The following is a 21,880-nucleotide window of genomic DNA, read 5'->3' on the forward strand; positions in this document are numbered from 1 at the left end:
CTTCTTTACCTTTGTTACTGACTTGTAAAGATTATTTGCAGGCGTCAGCTAAACCATCAAGATAGCGTTCAGCATCCAGCGCCGCCATACAGCCGGTACCGGCGGAGGTGATGGCCTGGCGATAGATATGGTCCATCACATCGCCCGCGGCGAATACGCCTGGAATACTGGTCTGGGTGGCATTGCCGTGGATCCCGGACTGCACTTTGATATAGCCGTTTTCCAGCGCCAGCTGGCCTGCGAAAATAGCCGTGTTAGGGCTGTGGCCAATCGCGACAAACAGGCCCGCGACCTCCAGAGATTCAATATTGTCGGCATTCTGCGTATCACGCAGACGCAGACCGCTGACGCCCATCTGATCGCCCGTCACTTCTTCCAGCGTGCGATGGGTATGCAGCACGATATTGCCGTTGGCCACTTTATCCATCAGACGATTAATCAGGATTTTTTCCGCACGGAAAGTGTCACGGCGGTGAATCAGGTGGACTTCGGAGGCGATGTTAGAGAGGTACAGGGCTTCTTCCACCGCGGTATTGCCGCCGCCGATGACGGCCACTTTCTGATTGCGATAGAAGAACCCGTCACAGGTCGCGCAGGCGGAAACGCCGCGTCCTTTGAAGGCATCTTCTGACGGCAGCCCCAGATAGCGCGCGGAAGCGCCGGTGGCGATAATCAGCGCGTCGCAGGTGTATTCGCCGCTGTCGCCGACCAGACGGAAAGGACGGTTTTGCAGATCGACGCTATTGATATGGTCGAAAATAATCTCGGTATCGAATTTCGTCGCATGTTCGTGCATCCGCTCCATCAGCAGCGGTCCGGTCAGATCGTTAGGATCGCCCGGCCAGTTTTCCACTTCCGTGGTGGTGGTCAGCTGACCGCCTTTTTCCATGCCGGTAATCAGTACCGGCTGCAGATTTGCGCGCGCGGCGTAGACTGCAGCGGTATATCCCGCAGGTCCAGAACCAAGAATAAGCAGTTTACTGTGTTTGGTCGTGCCCATGAGATCCCCATAATTTATTGGCATACATTGGGCTGGATTGTAGGGAATTTGTTGTCGTAAAAAAAGAGCACAGCAATTTTGTTAACGATACGTGCAATAGAGGACGCCAATTAACTGGCGATTTTACGTGCGAAGAATATAACTAATTCTACTGTCAGCAGGACAATTATAAGAGGAAAACATGAGAATCACCGGGGGCGGATAATGAATATCTGGCATCTTGTACTAAAAATCGATGTTTTGCTTTGACAATCCCCTGTGCTTTTGCGAAAACATTCATGGAAGACAAAAAGCAGTGTTTCGCGTGCGGCGAATTTTCATGCACGCAAATGCCATTTTTACCGGGTTAGCGAAATCTACGCATGGTGTGGACAGACGCCATGCGTGATGTCGGTGGCTGCCGTCAGGCAACGGGCTTCTCACGTACCCCTGGGGTTACCCGATGTCGTATGCGGGTAAGAACAGGATGGACTCGGGCAGTGAAGGCTCTGAGTCGGAACAGGAGTAGGGAAGGAATACAGAGAGACAATAATAATGGTAGATAGCAAGAAGCGCCCTGGCAAAGATCTCGACCGCATCGATCGTAATATTTTGAATGAGCTGCAAAAAGACGGGCGTATTTCAAACGTCGAACTTTCTAAACGGGTGGGACTTTCCCCGACGCCTTGCCTTGAGCGCGTGCGTCGTCTGGAAAGACAGGGTTTTATTCAGGGCTATACGGCGCTGCTCAACCCGCACTATCTGGATGCATCACTTCTGGTATTTGTTGAGATTACTCTGAATCGTGGCGCGCCGGATGTGTTTGAGCAATTTAACTCTGCAGTGCAAAAACTTGAAGAAATTCAAGAGTGTCATCTGGTATCCGGTGATTTCGACTATCTGTTGAAAACCCGCGTGCCGGATATGTCAGCGTATCGCAAATTACTGGGCGAGACCCTGCTACGTCTGCCGGGCGTGAACGATACCCGCACCTACGTGGTAATGGAAGAAGTCAAGCAAAGTAATCGTCTGGTAATTAAGACGCGCTAACACGGAACAGGTGCAAAATCGACGTAGTTTGATTACACTCCTGTTAATCCATACAGCAACAGTGCCGGGGTGACCCGGCACTGTTGTCCGTTTTAGCAGCAGGCAGGAAACAGCCTGATACCTGGAGAGCCTTTTTTGAGCCAGGAATACACCGAAGACAAAGAAGTCAAACTGACCAAGTTAAGCAGCGGGCGCCGACTCCTTGAGGCGTTGCTCATCCTTTGCTCCCTGTTTGCCATCTGGCTGATGGCGGCATTACTCAGCTTTAATCCCTCGGATCCCAGCTGGTCGCAAACGGCCTGGCACGAACCTATCCATAACATAGGTGGTATCCCGGGGGCCTGGCTTGCCGATACGCTATTTTTCATTTTTGGCGTAATGGCTTATACCATTCCGGTGATTATTATCGGCGGTTGCTGGTTCGCCTGGCGTCATCAGGAGAACGACGAGTACATCGACTACTTTGCCGTTTCGCTACGCCTGATTGGCGCACTGGCGCTGATTCTGACCTCCTGCGGTCTGGCCGCGATTAACGCCGATGATATCTGGTATTTCGCCTCCGGCGGCGTGATCGGCAGTTTGCTGAGCACCACTCTGCAACCGTTGCTGCACAGCAGCGGCGGCACCATTGCGCTGCTCTGCATCTGGGCGGCGGGTTTAACGCTGTTCACCGGCTGGTCGTGGGTTAGCATTGCCGAAAAACTCGGCGGTGCGATTCTGTCTGTTCTGACATTTGCCAGCAACCGTACCCGTCGGGACGATACCTGGGTGGATGAAGACGAATACGAAGACGATGAAGACGACTACGACGACGCAGCTAAGCCGCAGGAATCTCGTCGTGCGCGCATTTTACGCAGCGCGCTCGCGCGTCGTCAGCGTCTGGCCGAGAAATTCTCCAATCCGATGGGGCGTAAAACCGATGCCGCGTTGTTCTCCGGCAAGCGTATGGATGATGCCGAAGAGGATGTGCAGTTCAGCGCCAACGGGGCACCCGTCGCAGCGGACGATGTCCTCTTTTCGGGGGCCAGTGCGGCACGTCCGGGCGATGCTGACGATGTGCTGTTTTCTGGCGCCAGCGCGGTGCGTCCGGGGGATTTTGACCCTTACGATCCGCTATTAAATGGCCACAGCATTGCCGATCCGCTGGCTGTAGCAGCAGCGGCAACCGCCGCGCCACAGGCATGGGCCGAACCGGTAGCTGAGCAGGTGCCGGTACAGCAGCCGGTTTACCAGCCGGAACCGTCTTACCCGCAGCATCAGGCGTATCAGCCTGAGCAGGTGCCGGTACAGCAGCCGGTTTACCAGCCGGAACCGTCTTACCCGCCGCATCAGGCCTATCAGCCTGAGCAGGCGCCGGTACAGCAGCCGGTTTACCAGCCGGAACCGTCTTACCCGCCGTATCAGGCGTATCAGCCTGAGCAGGTGCCGGTACAGCAGCCGGTTTACCAGCCGGAGTCGTCTTTCCCGCAGCATCAGGCATATCAGCCGGAGCCACCGGCTCCTGCCGTAGCGCCTGAAGCGCCGCAGGAGGATGTGAAGCCACAGCGTCCGCCGATGTATTATTTTGAAGAGGTCGAAGAGAAGCGAGCGCGTGAGCGCGAGCAACTGGCCGCCTGGTATCAGCCGATCCCTGAACCGGCAAGCCCGGTCGCCACACGGCCTGTTACACCGCCACCAGCGCCTTCGGTCGAAGCCGCAGCGGTAACTACCCTTGCCGCCGGCGTACAGCAGGCGACGAGCGCGGGTGCAACGGCTTCCGCCGCGTCATCCGCTGCGCCGCTGTTCAGCCCGGCATCCGGTGGGCCGCGCGCGCAGGTGAAAGAGGGGATTGGTCCAAAACTGCCGCGCCCTAATCATGTCCGTGTCCCTACGCGCCGCGAACTGGCCTCTTATGGCATTAAGCTGCCGTCACAACGTATGGCTGAAGAGCGCGCGCGTAAAGCTGAACTCAATCAGGCCTATGACGACGAGCCGTTAACGGATGAAGAAGTGGACGCGCTGGAACAGGACGAACTGGCTCGCCAGTTTGCCGCCACCCAGCAGCAGCGTTACGGCGAAGTCTATGCGCAGGATGAAGAGGATGATTCCGCAGCGGAAGCCGAACTGGCCCGTCAGTTTGCGGCGTCGCAGCAGCAGCGCTACAGCAGCGAACAGCCGCAGGGCGCAACGCCGTTTTCTCCTGCGGATTATGATTTCTCGCCGATGAAAGCGCTGGTCGACGACGGTCCGAGCGAACCGCTGTTCACACCGATGCCGGAGACACAGCCGCCGGTGCAGCAGTACCAGCAGCCGGCCCAGCGGTATCAACAACCGGTGCAACCGTCGCCGGTACAACAACCGTATCAGCAACCTGCGCAGCCGGTTCAACCTCCGCAGATGGCGCAGCAGCCTCAGCCTGCCGCACAGAGCTATCAGCCGCGGCAGGCCCCTCAGGGCCATATGCCGCAGCAGACAGCCGCCGCGCAGCCGCCGCAGGATAGCCTGATTCACCCGCTGCTGATGCGTAACGGCAACAGCCAGCCGATGCAGCGGCCGACGACGCCGCTGCCGTCGCTGGATCTGCTGACGCCGCCGCCGAGCGAGGTCGAGCCGGTGGATACCTTCGCGCTGGAGCAAATGGCGCGCCTGGTTGAGGCCCGTCTGGCGGACTTCCGCATTAAAGCGGATGTGGTGAACTACTCACCAGGCCCGGTTATCACCCGTTTCGAACTGAATCTGGCGCCGGGCGTGAAGGCCGCACGGATTTCAAACCTGTCGCGTGACCTGGCCCGTTCCTTGTCCACCATTGCGGTGCGTGTCGTGGAAGTGATTCCGGGTAAGCCGTACGTGGGCCTGGAACTGCCGAATAAAAAACGCCAGACCGTTTACCTGCGAGAAGTGCTGGATAACACGAAATTCCGCGATAACCCATCGCCGCTCACCGTGGTGCTGGGGAAAGACATCGCCGGCGATCCGGTCGTTGCCGATCTGGCAAAAATGCCGCACCTGCTGGTGGCCGGTACCACCGGTTCCGGTAAATCGGTGGGGGTCAACGCCATGATCCTCAGCATGCTGTATAAAGCGCAGCCGGAAGATGTGCGCTTCATTATGATCGACCCGAAAATGCTCGAACTGTCGGTCTATGAAGGGATCCCGCATCTGCTGACCGAAGTCGTCACCGATATGAAAGACGCCGCTAACGCACTGCGCTGGAGCGTGAACGAAATGGAGCGTCGCTACAAGCTGATGTCGGCGCTCGGCGTGCGTAACCTCGCGGGTTACAACGAGAAAATCGCCGAAGCGGCGCGGATGGGCCGGCCGATTCCGGATCCGTACTGGAAACCGGGAGACAGTATGGACGCCGTCCATCCGGTGCTGGAAAAACTGCCGTATATCGTCGTCCTGGTGGATGAATTCGCCGACCTGATGATGACCGTCGGTAAGAAGGTCGAAGAGCTGATCGCGCGTCTGGCGCAGAAAGCGCGTGCGGCGGGTATTCACCTTGTGCTGGCAACGCAGCGTCCGTCCGTCGACGTCATTACCGGTCTTATTAAAGCGAACATCCCGACGCGTATCGCATTCACCGTCTCAAGCAAGATTGACTCGCGTACCATCCTCGATCAGGGCGGCGCGGAATCACTGCTGGGGATGGGGGATATGCTCTACTCCGGGCCGAACTCGACCATGCCGGTGCGTGTCCACGGCGCGTTCGTTCGCGACCAGGAAGTGCACGCCGTGGTTCAGGACTGGAAAGCGCGCGGGCGTCCGCAGTATGTTGACGGCATTACGTCGGATAGCGAAAGCGAAGGCGGCAGCGGCGGCTTTGACGGTGGTGAAGAGCTGGATCCGTTGTTCGATCAGGCGGTGAACTTCGTCACTGAAAAACGTAAAGCCTCTATCTCCGGCGTTCAGCGCCAGTTCCGCATCGGGTACAACCGCGCGGCACGTATTATCGAACAGATGGAAGCGCAGGGTATTGTCAGCGAGCAGGGCCATAATGGTAACCGCGAAGTGCTGGCGCCGCCGCCCTTCGAGTAAGTGCAAAGTTGGGTAAATAAGCGCAAAATCAGCCTGTTCTGCTGTTCCGTCGTGCCAGGCGGTCCTACATTAGGAGGCAGAAGAGGCTCCCGCGTCGGGAGTGACGCACATTAAGGAATAACAATGAAAAAACTCGCAATCACCTGTGCATTACTGTCTGGATTTGTTGTGAGCCAGGTGTGGGCGGATGCCGCCAGTGATTTGAAAAGCCGCCTTGATAAAGTGAGCAGCTTCCATGCCAGCTTCACCCAAAAAGTGACCGATGGCAGCGGTAACGCCGTCCAGGACGGGCAGGGCGACCTGTGGGTTAAACGTCCGAATCTGTTTAACTGGCATATGACCCAGCCGGATGAAAGCATTCTGGTCTCTGACGGGAAGACCCTGTGGTTCTACAACCCGTTTGTTGAGCAGGCAACCGCCACCTGGTTGAAAGACGCCACCAGCAACACGCCGTTTATGCTGATTGCCCGCAACCAGTCCAACGACTGGCAGCAGTACAACATCAAGCAAAACGGCGATGATTTTGTCCTGACGCCAAAAAGCGGCGGCGGTAACCTGAAGCAGTTTACGATCAACGTTGGCCGCGACGGGACCATCCATCAGTTCAGCGCGATAGAGCAGGATGACCAGCGCAGCAGCTACCAGCTGAAGTCTCAGCAAAACGGCGCGGTCGATGCATCTAAGTTCACCTTTACACCGCCGAAAGGGGTGACGGTGGACGATCAACGTAAGTAGAGGCGAGTGTGAGCAATCTGTCGCTCGATTTTTCCGATAATGCGTTTCAACCTCTGGCCGCCCGCATGCGGCCAGAAAATTTAGCGCAGTACATTGGCCAGCAGCATCTGCTGGCGCCGGGGAAACCTTTGCCGCGGGCGATTGAGGCCGGGCATCTGCATTCGATGATCTTATGGGGGCCGCCCGGCACCGGCAAAACCACGCTGGCTGAAGTGATTGCTCGCTATGCCAGCGCCGATGTTGAACGAATCTCGGCGGTAACCTCCGGCGTAAAAGAGATCCGCGAAGCGATCGAGCGCGCCAGACAGAACCGTAATGCCGGGCGCCGCACCATTCTGTTCGTTGACGAAGTCCATCGTTTTAATAAAAGTCAGCAGGATGCCTTTTTGCCGCATATTGAAGACGGCACCATCACCTTCATCGGCGCGACGACGGAAAACCCCTCGTTTGAACTCAATTCCGCACTGCTATCCCGGGCGCGCGTATACCTGCTGAAATCGTTGTCCAGCGAGGATATTGAGCATGTGCTGACGCAGGCGATGAACGATAAAGATCGTGGCTACGGCGGGCAAAATATCGTGCTGCCGGATGATACCCGCCAGGCGATCGCCGGGCTGGTTAACGGCGATGCGCGCCGGGCGCTCAATACGCTGGAAATGATGGCCGATATGGCGGAGACGGATGCCTCCGGCAACCGGGTGCTGAAAGCGGAACTGCTGACCGAAATTGCCGGCGAGCGCAGCGCCCGGTTTGATAATAAAGGCGACCGTTTCTACGATTTGATTTCCGCGCTGCACAAGTCCGTTCGCGGCAGCGCGCCGGATGCGGCGCTGTACTGGTACGCTCGTATCATTACCGCCGGCGGCGATCCGCTGTATGTGGCCCGACGCTGCCTGGCTATCGCTTCGGAAGATGTTGGCAATGCCGACCCGCGTGCCATGCAGGTTGCGCTCTCTGCCTGGGACTGTTTTACCCGGGTGGGGCCAGCGGAGGGCGAGCGTGCGATTGCGCAGGCCATTGTTTATCTCGCCTGCGCGCCGAAGAGCAACGCGGTTTACACCGCATTTAAAGCCGCCATGGCCGATGCCCGCGAGCGTCCGGACTACGATGTGCCGGTGCATCTGCGTAACGCGCCAACCCGCTTGATGAAAGAGATGGGCTATGGGCAGGAGTATCGCTATGCCCATGATGAGCCAAACGCCTATGCTGCCGGGGAAGCCTATTTCCCGCAGGAAATGGCCCAAACTCGTTATTATCGGCCCACAAATCGGGGGCTGGAGGGGAAAATTGGCGAAAAGCTCGCCTGGCTTAGCGAACAGGATCAAAATAGCCCCATAAAACGCTACCGCTAACAGAGGCGTTGCGGTAAGGTTATCAAGATATCCCGGTGGTCGTAGTCTGCGGCCACTTTTCTTTTATTTATTCGATAAGCACAGGATAAGCATGCTCGATCCCAATCTGCTGCGTACCGAGCCAGACGCAGTCGCTGAAAAACTGGCACGCCGGGGCTTTAAGCTGGATGTAGATAAACTGCGCGCTCTGGAAGAGCGTCGTAAAGTTCTGCAGGTTGAAACGGAAAATCTGCAGGCGGAGCGTAACTCCCGATCGAAATCCATTGGCCAGGCGAAAGCGCGCGGGGAAGATATCGAGCCATTACGCCAGGAAGTTAACAAACTGGGCGAACAGCTGGATGCGGCGAAAGCCGAGCTGGACGTGTTACTGGCAGAGATCCGCGATATCGCGCTGACTATCCCTAACATTCCGCACGACGACGTGCCGGCCGGTCGCGACGAAAACGACAACGTTGAAGTCAGCCGCTGGGGGACGCCGCGCGAGTTCGATTTTGACGTCCGCGATCACGTGACGCTGGGCGAAATGCACGGCGGACTGGACTTTGCCGCTGCCGTTAAGCTGACCGGCTCCCGCTTTGTGGTGATGAAAGGGCAACTGGCCCGTCTGCATCGTGCGCTGGCGCAGTTCATGCTGGATCTGCATACCGAACAGCACGGCTACAGTGAAAACTATGTGCCGTATCTGGTCAACCAGGAGACGCTGTACGGTACCGGTCAGCTGCCGAAATTTGCCGGCGATCTGTTCCATACCCGTCCGCTGGAAGAAGAAGCGGACAGCAGCAACTATGCGCTGATCCCGACCGCTGAAGTGCCGCTGACCAACCTTGTTCGCGATGAGATCATCGACGAAGACGATCTGCCGATCAAAATGACCGCCCACACGCCGTGTTTCCGTTCTGAAGCCGGTTCCTACGGTCGTGATACCCGTGGCCTGATTCGTATGCATCAGTTCGACAAAGTAGAAATGGTGCAGATCGTGCGTCCGGAAGATTCGATGGCGGCGCTGGAAGAGATGACCGGCCATGCGGAAAAAGTTCTGCAGCTGCTGGGTCTGCCGTACCGTAAAGTGGCGCTCTGCACCGGCGATATGGGCTTCAGCGCATGCAAAACGTATGATCTGGAAGTCTGGGTTCCGGCACAGAACACCTACCGTGAAATCTCCTCCTGCTCTAACGTCTGGGACTTCCAGGCACGTCGTATGCAGGCACGCTGCCGCAGCAAGTCCGACAAGAAAACTCGTCTGGTGCACACGCTGAACGGCTCCGGGCTGGCGGTGGGGCGTACCCTGGTCGCGCTGATGGAAAACTATCAGCAGGCGGATGGTCGTATTGCGATCCCGGAAATTCTGCGCCCCTATATGCGTGGCCTCGAATTTATCGGCTGATTTTTCTACCTGCTTCTCAAAAGCGCCTTCGGGCGCTTTTTTTTAATCCCCTTATTGATGCCGGGCAATAATCCCTCTGGCGATACCCCCCATACTCCCTTGGTGTTAACACAGCATAAAAAGCTATAAAAAATTAAATTCGTTATGTATGCGACTACATAACGAATGTCAGTGAATTGTGAGCAACCAAAGCGAGTATCCATGAAAATTAAAGCCCCCGATGCTTTACTGGCTGCCGAAGTAAGCCGGCGTGGTTTAATGAAAACCACGGCAATTGGCGGTCTGGCGCTGGCCAGTAGCGCATTTACCCTACCATTTACACGCATTGCCCATGCTGCCGACGCTGTGGCGCCGGTGAATGAAACGGTCACCTGGAGTGCCTGTACCGTGAACTGCGGCAGCCGCTGTCCGCTGCGCATGCATGTGGTGGATGGCGAAATTAAATACGTTGAAACGGATAATACCGGCGACGACAACTATGACGGCCTGCATCAGGTACGTGCCTGTCTGCGCGGGCGTTCCATGCGTCGCCGCGTCTACAACCCCGACCGTCTGAAGTATCCCATGAAGCGCGTTGGCAAGCGCGGTGAAGGAAAATTTGAGCGCATCAGCTGGGAAGAAGCATTTGATAGTATCGCCAGCAATATGCAGCGCCTGATTAAAGATTACGGTAACGAATCGATCTACCTGAATTACGGTACCGGTACGCTTGGCGGCACCATGACCCGCTCCTGGCCGCCGGGAAAAACGCTTATCGCCCGTCTGATGAACTGCTGCGGCGGTTACCTTAACCATTACGGCGATTACTCGTCGGCGCAAATCGCTGCGGGCCTGAACTACACCTATGGCGGCTGGGCCGACGGTAACAGCCCGTCGGATATCGAAAACAGCCAGCTGGTGGTGTTGTTTGGCAACAACCCTGGTGAAACACGCATGAGCGGCGGCGGGGTAACGTACTACCTGGAACAAGCGCGGCAAAAATCCAACGCCCGGATGATCATCATCGATCCGCGTTATACCGATACCGGTGCCGGTCGTGAAGATGAGTGGATACCGATTCGACCTGGCACCGATGCGGCGCTGGTTTCCGCGCTCGCCTGGGTGATGATCACCGAAAATCTGGTCGATCGGCCATTCCTCGATAAATACTGCGTCGGCTATGACGAGAAAACGCTGCCTGCCGATGCGCCGGCCAACGGCCACTACAAGGCCTATATCCTCGGTCAGGGTCGCGACGGCATTGCCAAAACGCCGCAGTGGGCATCGACGATCACCGGAATTCCGGCCGCTCGTATTGTGCAACTGGCACGTGAAATTGCGACAGCCAAACCTGCCTTTATCAGCCAGGGCTGGGGGCCGCAGCGCCACGCGAATGGTGAAATCGCCACCCGTGCTATCTCGATGCTGTCGATTCTGACCGGCAACGTTGGCATCAACGGAGGTAACACCGGCGCGCGTGAAGGCTCGTACGACCTGCCTTTCGAGCGTATGCCGACGCTGGAGAACCCCGTTGAGACCAGCATCTCCATGTTTATGTGGACTGACGCGATTGAACGCGGCCCGGAGATGACGGCGTTGCGTGACGGCGTACGCGGTAAAGATAAGCTGGACGTGCCTATCAAAATGATCTGGAACTATGCCGGTAACTGTCTGATTAACCAGCATTCTGAGATCAACCGCACCCATGAAATCCTGCAGGATGATAAGAAGTGCGAAATGATCGTGGTGATCGACTGCCACATGACCTCGTCAGCCAAATATGCCGATATTCTGCTGCCGGACTGCACTGCTTCCGAGCAGATGGACTTCGCGCTGGATGCCTCGTGCGGCAACATGTCCTACGTTATCTTCACCGACCAGGTGATTAAACCGCGTTTTGAGTGCAAAACGATTTATGACATGACCACGGAACTGGCAAAACGCCTCGGCGTTGAGCACAAGTTTACCGAAGGCCGTAGCCAGGAAGGCTGGATGCGTTATCTGCATGAGCTTTCCCGCAAGGCTATCCCGGATTTACCGGACTTCGATACCTTCCGTCAGCAGGGGATTTACAAGCAGCGCGATCCGGAAGGCCATCATGTTGCCTATAAGGCATTCCGTGACAATCCGCAGGCTAATCCGCTGGAGACCCCGTCGGGCAAAATTGAGATCTATTCCCAGGCGCTGGCGAACATTGCCGCCACCTGGGAGCTGCCCGATGGCGATGTGATCGATCCGCTGCCGATTTATACGCCGGGCTTTGAAAACTATGACGATCCGCTGACGGCGAAATTCCCGCTGCAGCTGACCGGTTTTCACTACAAATCGCGCGTTCACTCTACCTACGGCAACGTCGATGTGCTGAAGGCCGCCTGTCGTCAGGAGATGTGGATTAACCCACTCGATGCGAAACAACGCGGCATCGCCAACGGCGATCGCATTCGTATTTACAACCATCGCGGTGAAGTGCATATCGAAGCCAAAGTCACGCCGCGAATGATGCCTGGCGTTGTCGCGCTGGGTGAGGGCGCCTGGTATAACCCGGACGCAGGACGCGTGGATCAGGCGGGGAGCATCAACGTGCTCACCACCCAACGCCCGTCGCCTCTGGCGAAAGGTAACCCATCGCACACGAACCTGGTCCAGGTTGAAAAGCTGTAAGGAATAACCGATGACAACTCAATATGGATTTTTTATCGATTCTGCTCGTTGCACCGGTTGTAAAACCTGCGAGCTGGCCTGTAAAGACTTCAAAAACTTAACCCCGGACGTCAGCTTCCGCCGCATTTATGAATATGCGGGCGGCGACTGGCAGGAGGACAACGGCGTCTGGCACCAGAACGTCTTTGCCTATTACCTGTCCATCGCCTGTAACCACTGCGAAGATCCGGCCTGTACCAAAGTGTGCCCGAGCGGCGCTATGCATAAACGCGATGATGGTTTTGTGGTGGTGGATGAAGATGTGTGCATCGGCTGCCGCTATTGTCATATGGCCTGCCCGTACGGTGCGCCGCAGTACAATGCCGCCAAAGGGCATATGACTAAGTGTGATGGCTGCTACCAGCGCGTCGCCGAGGGTAAAAAACCGATTTGCGTCGAATCCTGCCCGCTGCGCGCGCTGGACTTTGGCCCTGTCGAAGAGCTGCGTGAGAAACACGGCAAACTGGCGGCGGTTGCACCGCTGCCATCTGCGCACTTTACCAAACCCAGTATTGTCATCAAACCGAACGCCAATAGTCGTCCGTGCGGTGATACAACCGGCTATCTGGCCAACCCGAAGGAGGTGTGAGATGGGAAGTGGATGGCATGAATGGCCGCTGATGATCTTCACGGTCTTTGGACAGTGCGTGGCGGGTGGTTTTATCGTCCTGGCGCTGGCGCTGATGAAAGGCGGTTTGTCGCATGAGCAGCAGCAGCGCGTGGTACTGAGCATGTTTGGCTTATGGGTGCTGATGGGGATTGGGTTTATCGCCTCAACCCTGCACCTGGGGTCGCCGATGCGGGCTTTTAACTCGCTTAACCGGGTTGGTGCTTCGTCGTTGAGTAACGAAATTGCCAGCGGCGCCCTCTTTTTCGCCGTCGGTGGCATTGGCTGGCTGCTGGCGGTGGTGAAGAAACTGCCGACCGGGCTGCGCAGTCTCTGGCTGGTCGCGACGATGGTGCTGGGTATTATCTTTGTCTGGATGATGGTGCGTGTGTATAACACCATCGATACCGTACCGACCTGGTATACCGTCTGGACGCCACTGAGCTTCTTCCTGACGCTGTTGATCGGCGGCCCGCTGCTGGGCTATCTGTTGCTGCGGGTTGCCGGGGTGGATGGTCGGGCGATGCGTCTGCTGCCGGTAGTCACGCTGCTGGCGCTGGTGGCCAGCATTATTGTGGCCCTGATGCAAGGCAGCGAGCTGTCGACGATTCACAGTTCTGTTCAGCAGGCTTCAGCGCTGGTGCCGGATTATGGCTCACTGATGGCCTGGCGTGTGGTTGCGCTGGTGCTGGCTGTGGCATGCTGGGTTGTTCCGCTGCTCAAAGGCTATCAGCCCGCCGTGCCGCTGCTAAGTCTGGCCTTCGTGCTGGTACTGGTGGGTGAGATGGTAGGGCGGGGCATATTCTACGGTCTGCATATGACGGTCGGTATGGCTATCGCCAGCTGATAATCCGTTGCGCCAGGACGCCCGGTTCTGGCGCAACAAAAATGTGCTGTTTTTTCATGAAATTTTTCTACTGATATTCCCGCCGTTTTTTTTCAAAAAATTAATAAAAACAATGGAATAATACAAAGAATAATTCTGTTGTCGCTCCGCTGGATGAAAAATTTCTATCGTTGCCCGTGAAACCGCCTCCCGCCTGATTTCTGGTGGATTGACAATGTTTTTGGCGGTGGCATGATGCGCACGAAATCTAAACTTCCTCACGGTTATATCCATGTCCATCTACACCCGGCCGGTGCAAATGTTGCTCTGCGGCCTGCTTCTGTTGACGCTGGCGATTGCGGTTTTAAATACCCTCGTCCCTCTTTGGCTCGCCCATGAAAATATGCCAACCTGGCAGGTCGGTATGGTGGGGTCATCCTATTTTACCGGTAATCTGGTGGGGACGTTGCTGGCAGGATGGGTCATTAAGCGTCTGGGATTTAACCGTAGTTATTATCTTGCATCGCTGATCTTTGCCGTGGGCTGCGTCGGGCTTGGCATTACCCTCGGTTTCTGGACCTGGTTCAGCTGGCGCTTTCTCGCCGGCGTTGGCTGCGCGATGATTTGGGTCGTGGTCGAAAGCGCGCTGGTTTGCAGCGGAACGTCGCGTAGCCGCGGTCGTCTGCTGGCTGCCTACATGATGGTTTACTATGTGGGAACCGTGCTGGGCCAACTGATGGTCAGCAAGCTGCCGACGGAGCTGATGAGCGTGCTGCCGTGGGTGACCGCGCTGACGCTGGCGGCAATCCTGCCTATGCTGTTTACCCGCGTAGTGAACCAAAGCGATGAACAGCATGAGCCGGCGCGGATCTGGCCAATGCTCAAGCTGCGTCAGGCCCGCCATGGCGTGAACGGCTGCATTATCTCCGGGATTGTTCTCGGGTCACTGTATGGATTGATGCCGCTGTGGTTGAACCATCAGGGGGTCAGTGACTCCGGCATCGGTTTCTGGATGGCGGTTATGGTCAGCGCAGGTATTCTGGGCCAGTGGCCGATCGGCCGTATGGCCGACCGCTATGGTCGCTTGCTGGTATTGCGCGTTCAGGTTTTTATTGTGATTTTAGGCTGCCTGGCCATGCTTAGCGGCGCGGCAATGGCTCCGGCGCTGTTCATCCTTGGCGCATCGGGCTTCACGCTGTACCCGGTAGCAATGGCCTGGGCCTGTGAGAAAGTCGAGCGCCATCAGCTGGTCGCCATGAACCAGGCATTGTTGATGAGCTATACCATCGGCAGTTTGCTCGGGCCAACCTTCACCGCCATGCTGATGCAGAATTTTTCCGACAACCTGCTATTTATCATGATTGCCAGCGTGTCGTTTATTTATCTGCTGACGTTGCTGCGCAAAGCCGGCCATCATCCGACGCCGGTGGCGCACGCCTGAGCCAGCCCGGGAAGGTAACAGGGCGCGCTGTCGCTTCCCGTTCTCTGTATTCCTCGACAGAAAGCAAAACGGCTGCCTGAAATGGCAGCCGTTGTGTTGGGGAAGGGGGGGGATTCAGTACATCACCTTATGACCATACTGCTCGAGAATGCCTTTGACCCGCTCCATGGTCTCTTTCTTCGGCGGGTGTACGCCATCCAGCTTGTACTCTTCACCCATCGCGACCCATTTGTGCTTGCCTAGCTCGTGATAGGGGAGCAGTTCGATTTTTTCGACATTACCCATATCGCGGGTAAACTCGCCGAGGCGGTGCGCGGAGTCATCATCGTCAGACCAGCCGGGAACCACCACGTAACGAATCCAGACTTTGATGTTTTTATTCGATAAATAGCGGGCAAACTCCAGCGTACGGTGGTTAGACACGCCAACCAGATTCTGATGGATCTCATCATTCATCTGTTTGAGGTCGAGCATGACCAGATCGGTCACTTCAAGCAGCTCGTCAATAACCGGGTCGTAGCGACGGACAAAGCCGTTGGTGTCGAGGCAGGTATGAATGCCTTCTTTGTGGCAGGCGCGGAACCAGTCGCGCACAAACTCGGCCTGCAAAATCGCCTCACCGCCCGATGCCGTAACGCCGCCGCCGGAAGCATTCATAAAGTGGCGATAGGTCACGACCTCTTTCATCAGGTTTTCGACGGTGACTTCGGTACCACCGTGGGTATCCCAGGTGTCACGGTTGTGGCAATACAGGCAGCGCATCAGGCAGCCCTGGAAGAAGGTGATAAAGCGAATCCCTGGGCCATCGACAGTGCCACAGGATTCGAAGGAGTGAATACGACCAATAGTTGACATTGCGGTGATATCTCCAGATTCGGCCCTTCCGGGGCCTGTGATGCACAGCTCAAACCGGCTGTGTTTAAGAGCCAGTCCCATTAGGCTATTTTACTTGCCATTTTGAATCTGGGCAGTGCTCACAATCCTCACGTACTACGTGTACGCTCCGGTTGTTACGCGCTGTCCGTGTTCAAACTGGCTGCGACAATGACGCCTGATGGGATAGGCTCTAAGTCTGTTTTGGCTGTTATCCATAGAGTATAGATAGCGGACAAAAGAGACTGGGGTGGAGAGGGTGTTAAAAAGGCCCCACTTGCGTGGAGCCTTTATTGTACGCTTTTTAAATCGCGATTTCAGTCACAACCATTACATGGTCTGAGTGAAGGTACGTGTGATAACGTCCTGCTGCTGTTCTTTAGTCAGGGAGTTAAAACGTACTGCATAGCCAGATACGCGGATGGTCAGCTGCGGATATTTTTCCGGGTTTTCCATCGCGTCGAGCAGCATTTCGCGGTTCATGACGTTGACGTTCAGGTGCTGACCGCCTTCGATAGATGCTTCGTGGTGGAAGTAACCATCCATCAGGCCTGCAAGGTTGGTTTTACGCACTTCGTCGTCTTTACCCAGCGCGTTTGGCACGATAGAGAAGGTGTAAGAAATACCATCTTTCGCGTAAGCAAACGGCAGTTTAGCCACGGAGGTCAGAGAGGCAACCGCACCTTTCTGGTCACGACCGTGCATCGGGTTAGCACCTGGTCCGAACGGCGCACCGGCACGACGACCGTCAGGGGTGTTACCGGTTTTCTTACCATAAACCACGTTAGAGGTGATGGTCAGAACGGACTGAGTCGGGATAGCGTTGCGATAGGTAGTGAGTTTCTGAATTTTCTTCATGAAACGTTCTACCAGGTCCACCGCCATGTCATCAACGCGAGCATCGTTGTTACCGAACTGCGGGTATTCGCCTTCGATTGCGAAGTCAACGGCCAGGCCGTCTTCGTCACGAATCGGTTTAACTTTCGCATATTTGATAGCAGACAGGGAGTCAGCCGCAACGGACAGACCTGCGATACCACATGCCATGGTGCGAATGACGTCACGGTCGTGCAGCGCCATCAGAGAGGCTTCGTAGCTGTACTTGTCGTGCATGTAGTGGATAACGTTCAGCGCGGTGACATACTGCTTAGCCAGCCAGTCCATGAAGTGATCCATACGGTCCATCACTTCGTCGAAGTTCAGAACGTCGCCTTTGATAGGTTCAGATTTCGGACCCACCTGCATTTTCAGTTTTTCATCAACGCCGCCGTTGATAGCGTACAGCATGGTTTTCGCGAGGTTAGCACGCGCACCGAAGAACTGCATTTGCTTACCAACAACCATCGGGCTTACGCAGCATGCGATAGCGTAGTCGTCGTTGTTGAAGTCCGGACGCATCAGGTCATCGTTCTCATACTGCAGAGAAGAGGTATCGATAGACACTTTAGCGGCGAATTTCTTGAAGTTCAGCGGCAGTTTTTCAGACCACAGAACGGTGATGTTCGGCTCTGGAGAAGGCCCCATGGTGTACAGGGTGTTCAGGAAGCGGAAGCTGTTTTTGGTGACCAGAGTACGGCCGTCAACGCCCATACCACCGATGGATTCCGTTGCCCAAATCGGGTCGCCGGAGAACAGTTCATCATATTCCGGAGTACGCAGGAAGCGAACCATACGCAGTTTCATGACCAGGTGGTCAATCATTTCCTGAGCGTCTTGTTCAGTGATTTTTCCTGCTTTGATATCACGTTCGATGTAGGCATCCAGGAAGGTGGATACGCGACCGAAGGACATTGCTGCGCCGTTCTGAGACTTAACTGCGGCCAGGTAGCCGAAGTAGGTCCACTGGATAGCTTCCTGTGCGTTGGTTGCCGGACCAGAGATATCGCAGCCATATTTCGCTGCCATTTCTTTGATCTGACCCAGAGCACGGTGCTGTTCAGAGATCTCTTCACGCAGACGGATAGTCGCTTCCAGGTTTACGCCGTTTTCCAGGTCAGACTGCAGAGACAGGAACTGCGCGTATTTGTCTTTCATCAGGAAGTCGATACCGTACAGCGCAACGCGACGGTAGTCACCGATGATACGGCCACGGCCATACGCATCCGGCAGACCTGTCAGAACGCCAGACTTACGGCAGTTCAGGATGTCTTTGGTGTACACATCGAATACACCCTGGTTATGGGTTTTGCGGTATTCGGTGAAGATTTTTTTCAGCATCGGGTCCAGTTCGCGATCGTACGCTTTGCAGGAACCTTCAACCATTTTGATGCCGCCGAACGGGATAATCGCACGTTTCAGCGGTTTTTCAGTCTGCAGACCAACGATTTTCTCAAGAGCTTTGTTGATGTAGCCTGCGTCATGAGAAGTGATGGTGGAGGCAAGGGCGGTGTCGAAGTCAACAGGCGCGTGAGTGCGGTTTTCCTGTTTAACACCTTCCATAACGTTGTCCCACAGCTTGGTTGTCGCTTCAGTTGCGCCAGCCAGGAAGGACTCGTCGCCTTCATACGGGGTATAGTTTTTCTGGATAAAGTCACGTACGTTGACTTCTTTCTGCCAGTCACCTTTCGCGAAACCTTCCCAGGCTGTGGCTAACTTTTCATTAAGCTCGGACATGTAACACCTACCTTCTTAAGTGGATTTTTTATTTACTGCCTGAAACGGCCCTTAGTGATGGTCGTCGCCACGCAGGTAAATGACCCAGTATGTCAACCCAACCAGCAGACCACCGCCGATAATGTTCCCGATAGTTACCGGAATCAGGTTATCAGTAATGAAGTTCATCACGGTCAGGTGAGAGAAATTTTCCGGAGCGGAACCAATCGCGGTCCAGAATTCCGGGCTTGCAAAGTCGCGGATTACGATACCCAGCGGGATCATAAACATGTTAGCGATACTGTGCTCAAAGCCGCTGGCAACAAACATCGCTACGGGGAGCACCATAATCATGGCTTTATCCATCAGGCTGCGGCCGGAGTAGCTCATCCACACCGCCAGACAGACCATCAGGTTAGCCAGGATACCCAGACACACGGCTTCAATAAATGTATGGTGCATTTTGTGGTCGGCGGTTTGCAGGACGTTAAGGCCCCAGGCTCCGTTGGCGGTCATATGCTCGCCAGATAACCACATCAGCAATACAAACAGCAGCGCGCCTATCAGGTTACCAACATAGACGTTGAGCCAGTTTCTTGCCAGTTGACCCCAGGTAATTCGTCCGCTGGCTTTCGCCACGACGATAAGAACGGTGGAGGTAAACAGGTCGGCACCGCAAATGACGCAAAGAATCAGGCCGAGTGAAAAGCAGATCCCTCCGATCAGTTTAGCAATCCCGAAAGGCATCGCGGCAGTGCCGGTTGTCGCCGTAATATAGAAGACAAAAGCGATGGAAATGAAAACACCAGCGGTAATCGCCAGATAAAACGTCTTCATCGGGTGCTTTGTCGCTTTGTAGACACCTGCTTCTTCGGCGACTTTCGCCATGGCTGCAGGGAGTAAAAGATCAAAAGGGTTGTCAGCTTTCACACTAACTCTCTCTTTATAAAAGTTGGCGGTGAGATACTAACAAAGCATTATAGAAGGGAATTTGATGTAGATCATATCCCACCGGAACTATAAGCCCTGGATATGTGTGGTTTTTACTTTTTATGGTGATAAGTGCATGTTTTAAATTAAAAAAATAAATTTTAAAATTTACAAATTATGTTGATTTTTTTCATTTTGGCCGCCACGGACGGTTAATTAAAATGGGGTATTTTTTATTAAAATTAACAATCCTAAAGTGATGCGTAAAAAAAGTTTACTGTAAATTAACGTTGCAACTACAAATTAGCCGCGGGGCTATTTAGCGATGAAAAACGGGGTCCTTATCGACCCCGTGAATAATGTGGCTGGCAGTAAAATGAAGCCTTATTTAGCCCAGAATGCCGCTTTTGCCCGCTGCAGTTTTTCATAGGCTTTCAGTAAGGACTGATGGGCCGGGAAAGCCTGCAGATCGCTATCTACGGCCTGCAGACCATAGAACGGCGCTTCACCGCTCATCGCCGCGCTGGCGGCTTCTACCGCATCAGCACCGTACATGCGGATAAAGGCATTCAGATACTGCAGAGGCTGACGTTCTTCTTCCTGACTGAGCAGCAGCAGCGTCTGCAGGCAGCGGTAGTAGTTCGCGCGCTCGGCACTGAAGATTGAAGCATTGAATTCAATGGTCCATTCCGTCCAGATCAGCGCCTGCTCCAGATCGCCGCCTGCCAGCGCCAGCATCGCCTTCAGCTCACCAATGCGCAGCGTATACCAGCCATTGTCTTTGCCTGTCGCCAGGCCCAGCAGCTCGCGCACGCGGGTAAAGTCGTCATTCCCTTCATCGTCCAGCTGCTCGATCAGCGCCAGATAATCTTCTTTATCCCATTCGCTGCCCGGCAGGGAGAGAAGAGTTTCGCGCAGATGGCTGCCCATGCTGTTATTGGCCAGCCACAGATCTTCTGCCGGGTAAATGTCTGACATTCCCGGAACGATGATGCGGCAGGCGTAGACGCTCAGGTGCTCATAATCGGCGATGTAAACTTCTTTATCTTCTGCTTTAAAGATAGCCATCAGGGTGGCGAACTCTTCCTCCGTCGTGCCGGAGAAGCTCCAGTCGACGAACGGGTAGTCGGCATCCTGTTTGAACATATCCCAGGAGATCAGGCCGCTGGAATCGATAAAGTGGGTTTCAAGGTTGGCGTGTTCAGCCACTTCTTCATCATCGAAGGTTGGTGGCGTAAAGACATCGAGATCTTTCAGGCTACGACCCTGCAGCAGTTCGGTGACGGTACGTTCCAGGGCGACGCCGAAGTCCGGATGCGCGCCGAAAGAGGCGAAGCAGGTTCCATTCGTCGGGTTAAACAACACCACGCAGATAACCGGGTATTTACCGCCCAGCGAGCCATCGTAAGCAAAAATCGGGAAACCTTCGGCCTCCAGCTTGTTAATGGATTCAACCACGCCCGGATAGCGCGCCATGACCTCTGCCGGAATTTCTGGCAGGCTGATGCTTTCAGCGATGATGCGGTTTTTGATATGACGCTCGAAGACTTCCGACAGCGCCTGAACGCGCGCTTCATTCGGCGTATTGCCCGCAGACATCCCGTTAGAGACATACAGGTTGCCGACGATATTCATCGGGATATAGACGGTTTCGCCATCGGACTGACGGGTGAACGGCAGGCCGCAAACGCCGCGTTGGTCATTGCCCGACTGCAGATCGACCAGCATGCTGGCGGTCAACTGATCGTCAGGATCGTAAAATGCGCGCAGACGAGGATCCAGCAGACCTTCCGGCACCTCGTCATCTTCGGTCAGCGGGAACCATTTCTCATTGGGGTAGTGGACGAACGGTCCGTTAGCGAGGGTATCGCCCAACCAAAAGTCAGCAAAAAAGTAGTTGGTGGACAGACGCTCGAAATATTCGCCAAGCGCGGAGGCCAGCGCCGCTTTTTTGGTCGCCCCTTTGCCGTTGGTGAAACACAGCGAGCACGCTTTATCACGGATATGTACTGACCACACGTGCGGTACGGGATTCAGCCATGAGGCCTCTTCAATATCAAATCCGAGGTCGAGCAATTTCTGCTGGAAGCGAGCGATGGAATCTTCCAGGGCGGCATCTTTGCCGGGAATAAATGTTTGAGTCATGGCGATCACTTTTATCGTACGTAAAGCGCGCAATGATACGGCTTTTAGATGACCGGCGCTATCTTCATCGTCTGGCTATCCGTACTGACCTCTGATAACTGTGCAGGCGTTAACCATGCAGGCATTTGACTGGCATCGTATGGCGCTGCGGATAACGGTGTTGAACAGCCGGGACAGGTCCGGTTGGCTATGCCGGAAACCCACGGGCAAATCAGTCTCTACGATGATCGGACCCGGACGCCAAAGCCGGTCTGGCCATTTTCCCGTCGC

Annotated in this window: 15 protein-coding genes; 9 read left to right on the top strand and 6 right to left on the bottom strand. The window is 55.3% G+C overall.

Annotated features, from left to right (window positions below):
- Positions 1-31: 31 nt before the first annotated feature.
- The gene (gene trxB / locus CWM52_RS18615; protein WP_100685463.1) at positions 32-1,000 is read right to left on the bottom strand and encodes a thioredoxin-disulfide reductase; all 969 of its coding nucleotides are present in this window, start codon (positions 998-1,000) and stop codon (positions 32-34) included.
- A 534-nt stretch (positions 1,001-1,534) separates the two neighbouring features.
- Here trxB and lrp point away from each other — a divergent pair.
- The 8 genes from lrp to CWM52_RS18665 all read left to right on the top strand — a co-directional run bounded on the left by lrp (position 1,535) and on the right by CWM52_RS18665 (position 13,650).
- Positions 1,535-2,029: a leucine-responsive transcriptional regulator Lrp gene (lrp, locus tag CWM52_RS18630; protein ID WP_002439523.1), complete on the top strand. Its 495-nt coding sequence runs from the start codon at positions 1,535-1,537 to the stop codon at positions 2,027-2,029.
- A gap of 135 nt (positions 2,030-2,164) precedes the next feature.
- Complete coding sequence (gene ftsK, locus CWM52_RS18635; protein WP_100685465.1) at positions 2,165-6,046, top strand: DNA translocase FtsK; 3,882 nt, start codon at positions 2,165-2,167, stop codon at positions 6,044-6,046.
- A 123-nt stretch (positions 6,047-6,169) separates the two neighbouring features.
- Positions 6,170-6,781: an outer membrane lipoprotein chaperone LolA gene (gene lolA, locus CWM52_RS18640; RefSeq protein ID WP_100685466.1), complete on the top strand. Its 612-nt coding sequence runs from the start codon at positions 6,170-6,172 to the stop codon at positions 6,779-6,781.
- 8 nt (positions 6,782-6,789) lie between these two features.
- Positions 6,790-8,133, top strand: a complete 1,344-nt coding sequence (gene rarA, locus CWM52_RS18645; protein WP_100685467.1) for a replication-associated recombination protein RarA — start codon at positions 6,790-6,792, stop codon at positions 8,131-8,133.
- Between the two features lie 91 nt (positions 8,134-8,224).
- Positions 8,225-9,517, top strand: coding sequence for a serine--tRNA ligase (gene serS / locus CWM52_RS18650; protein WP_100685468.1), 1,293 nt, complete (start codon positions 8,225-8,227; stop codon positions 9,515-9,517).
- A 201-nt stretch (positions 9,518-9,718) separates the two neighbouring features.
- Positions 9,719-12,157, top strand: a complete 2,439-nt coding sequence (dmsA, locus tag CWM52_RS18655; RefSeq protein ID WP_100685469.1) for a dimethylsulfoxide reductase subunit A — start codon at positions 9,719-9,721, stop codon at positions 12,155-12,157.
- Positions 12,158-12,167: 10 nt separating this feature from the next.
- Complete coding sequence (locus CWM52_RS18660) at positions 12,168-12,785, top strand: DMSO/selenate family reductase complex B subunit (RefSeq protein ID WP_100685470.1); 618 nt, start codon at positions 12,168-12,170, stop codon at positions 12,783-12,785.
- Between the two features lies 1 nt (position 12,786).
- Positions 12,787-13,650, top strand: coding sequence for a dimethyl sulfoxide reductase anchor subunit family protein (locus tag CWM52_RS18665; protein ID WP_100685471.1), 864 nt, complete (start codon positions 12,787-12,789; stop codon positions 13,648-13,650).
- A gap of 54 nt (positions 13,651-13,704) precedes the next feature.
- Here the strand turns inward: CWM52_RS18665 and CWM52_RS26385 are convergent, their stop codons facing one another.
- On the bottom strand, positions 13,705-13,923 hold the full coding sequence (locus CWM52_RS26385; protein WP_165785412.1) for a hypothetical protein: 219 nt from the start codon (positions 13,921-13,923) through the stop codon (positions 13,705-13,707).
- Between CWM52_RS26385 and CWM52_RS18670 the strand changes: the two genes are divergently transcribed.
- The gene (locus CWM52_RS18670) at positions 13,922-15,070 is read left to right on the top strand and encodes an MFS transporter (RefSeq protein WP_100685472.1); all 1,149 of its coding nucleotides are present in this window, start codon (positions 13,922-13,924) and stop codon (positions 15,068-15,070) included. The genes CWM52_RS26385 and CWM52_RS18670 overlap by 2 nt on opposite strands.
- A 114-nt stretch (positions 15,071-15,184) precedes the next feature.
- On the opposite strand, the gene pflA is transcribed toward CWM52_RS18670, so the two are convergent.
- The 4 genes from pflA to ycaO form a co-directional block, all read right to left on the bottom strand.
- On the bottom strand, positions 15,185-15,925 hold the full coding sequence (pflA, locus tag CWM52_RS18675) for a pyruvate formate lyase 1-activating protein (protein WP_100685473.1): 741 nt from the start codon (positions 15,923-15,925) through the stop codon (positions 15,185-15,187).
- A 348-nt stretch (positions 15,926-16,273) separates the two neighbouring features.
- A complete protein-coding gene (pflB, locus tag CWM52_RS18685) occupies positions 16,274-18,556 on the bottom strand; it encodes a formate C-acetyltransferase (RefSeq protein ID WP_100685475.1) in 2,283 nt (760 codons plus the stop codon).
- A 51-nt stretch (positions 18,557-18,607) separates the two neighbouring features.
- Complete coding sequence (gene focA, locus CWM52_RS18690) at positions 18,608-19,465, bottom strand: formate transporter FocA (protein WP_100685476.1); 858 nt, start codon at positions 19,463-19,465, stop codon at positions 18,608-18,610.
- 384 nt (positions 19,466-19,849) lie between these two features.
- Positions 19,850-21,610 (bottom strand): 30S ribosomal protein S12 methylthiotransferase accessory factor YcaO, encoded by a 1,761-nt coding sequence (gene ycaO, locus CWM52_RS18695; protein ID WP_100685493.1) that lies wholly within the window; start codon positions 21,608-21,610, stop codon positions 19,850-19,852.
- Positions 21,611-21,880 lie beyond the last annotated feature (270 nt).

This window comes from Raoultella sp. T31 (assembly GCF_002806725.1).
Lineage (GTDB): Bacteria > Pseudomonadota > Gammaproteobacteria > Enterobacterales > Enterobacteriaceae > Klebsiella > Klebsiella electrica.

Bases quoted from the DNA above. Each gene is read 5' to 3' on its own strand.
- trxB (WP_100685463.1), bottom strand. From the start codon at position 1,000: ATGGGCACGACCAAACACAGTAAACTGCTTATTCTTGGTTCTGGACCT.
- lrp (WP_002439523.1), top strand. From the start codon at position 1,535: ATGGTAGATAGCAAGAAGCGCCCTGGCAAAGATCTCGACCGCATCGAT.
- lolA (WP_100685466.1), top strand. From the start codon at position 6,170: ATGAAAAAACTCGCAATCACCTGTGCATTACTGTCTGGATTTGTTGTG.
- serS (WP_100685468.1), top strand. From the start codon at position 8,225: ATGCTCGATCCCAATCTGCTGCGTACCGAGCCAGACGCAGTCGCTGAA.
- dmsA (WP_100685469.1), top strand. From the start codon at position 9,719: ATGAAAATTAAAGCCCCCGATGCTTTACTGGCTGCCGAAGTAAGCCGG.
- CWM52_RS18660 (WP_100685470.1), top strand. From the start codon at position 12,168: ATGACAACTCAATATGGATTTTTTATCGATTCTGCTCGTTGCACCGGT.
- CWM52_RS18665 (WP_100685471.1), top strand. From the start codon at position 12,787: ATGGGAAGTGGATGGCATGAATGGCCGCTGATGATCTTCACGGTCTTT.
- CWM52_RS18670 (WP_100685472.1), top strand. From the start codon at position 13,922: ATGTCCATCTACACCCGGCCGGTGCAAATGTTGCTCTGCGGCCTGCTT.
- CWM52_RS26385 (WP_165785412.1), bottom strand. From the start codon at position 13,923: ATGGATATAACCGTGAGGAAGTTTAGATTTCGTGCGCATCATGCCACC.
- pflA (WP_100685473.1), bottom strand. From the start codon at position 15,925: ATGTCAACTATTGGTCGTATTCACTCCTTCGAATCCTGTGGCACTGTC.
- pflB (WP_100685475.1), bottom strand. From the start codon at position 18,556: ATGTCCGAGCTTAATGAAAAGTTAGCCACAGCCTGGGAAGGTTTCGCG.
- ycaO (WP_100685493.1), bottom strand. From the start codon at position 21,610: ATGACTCAAACATTTATTCCCGGCAAAGATGCCGCCCTGGAAGATTCC.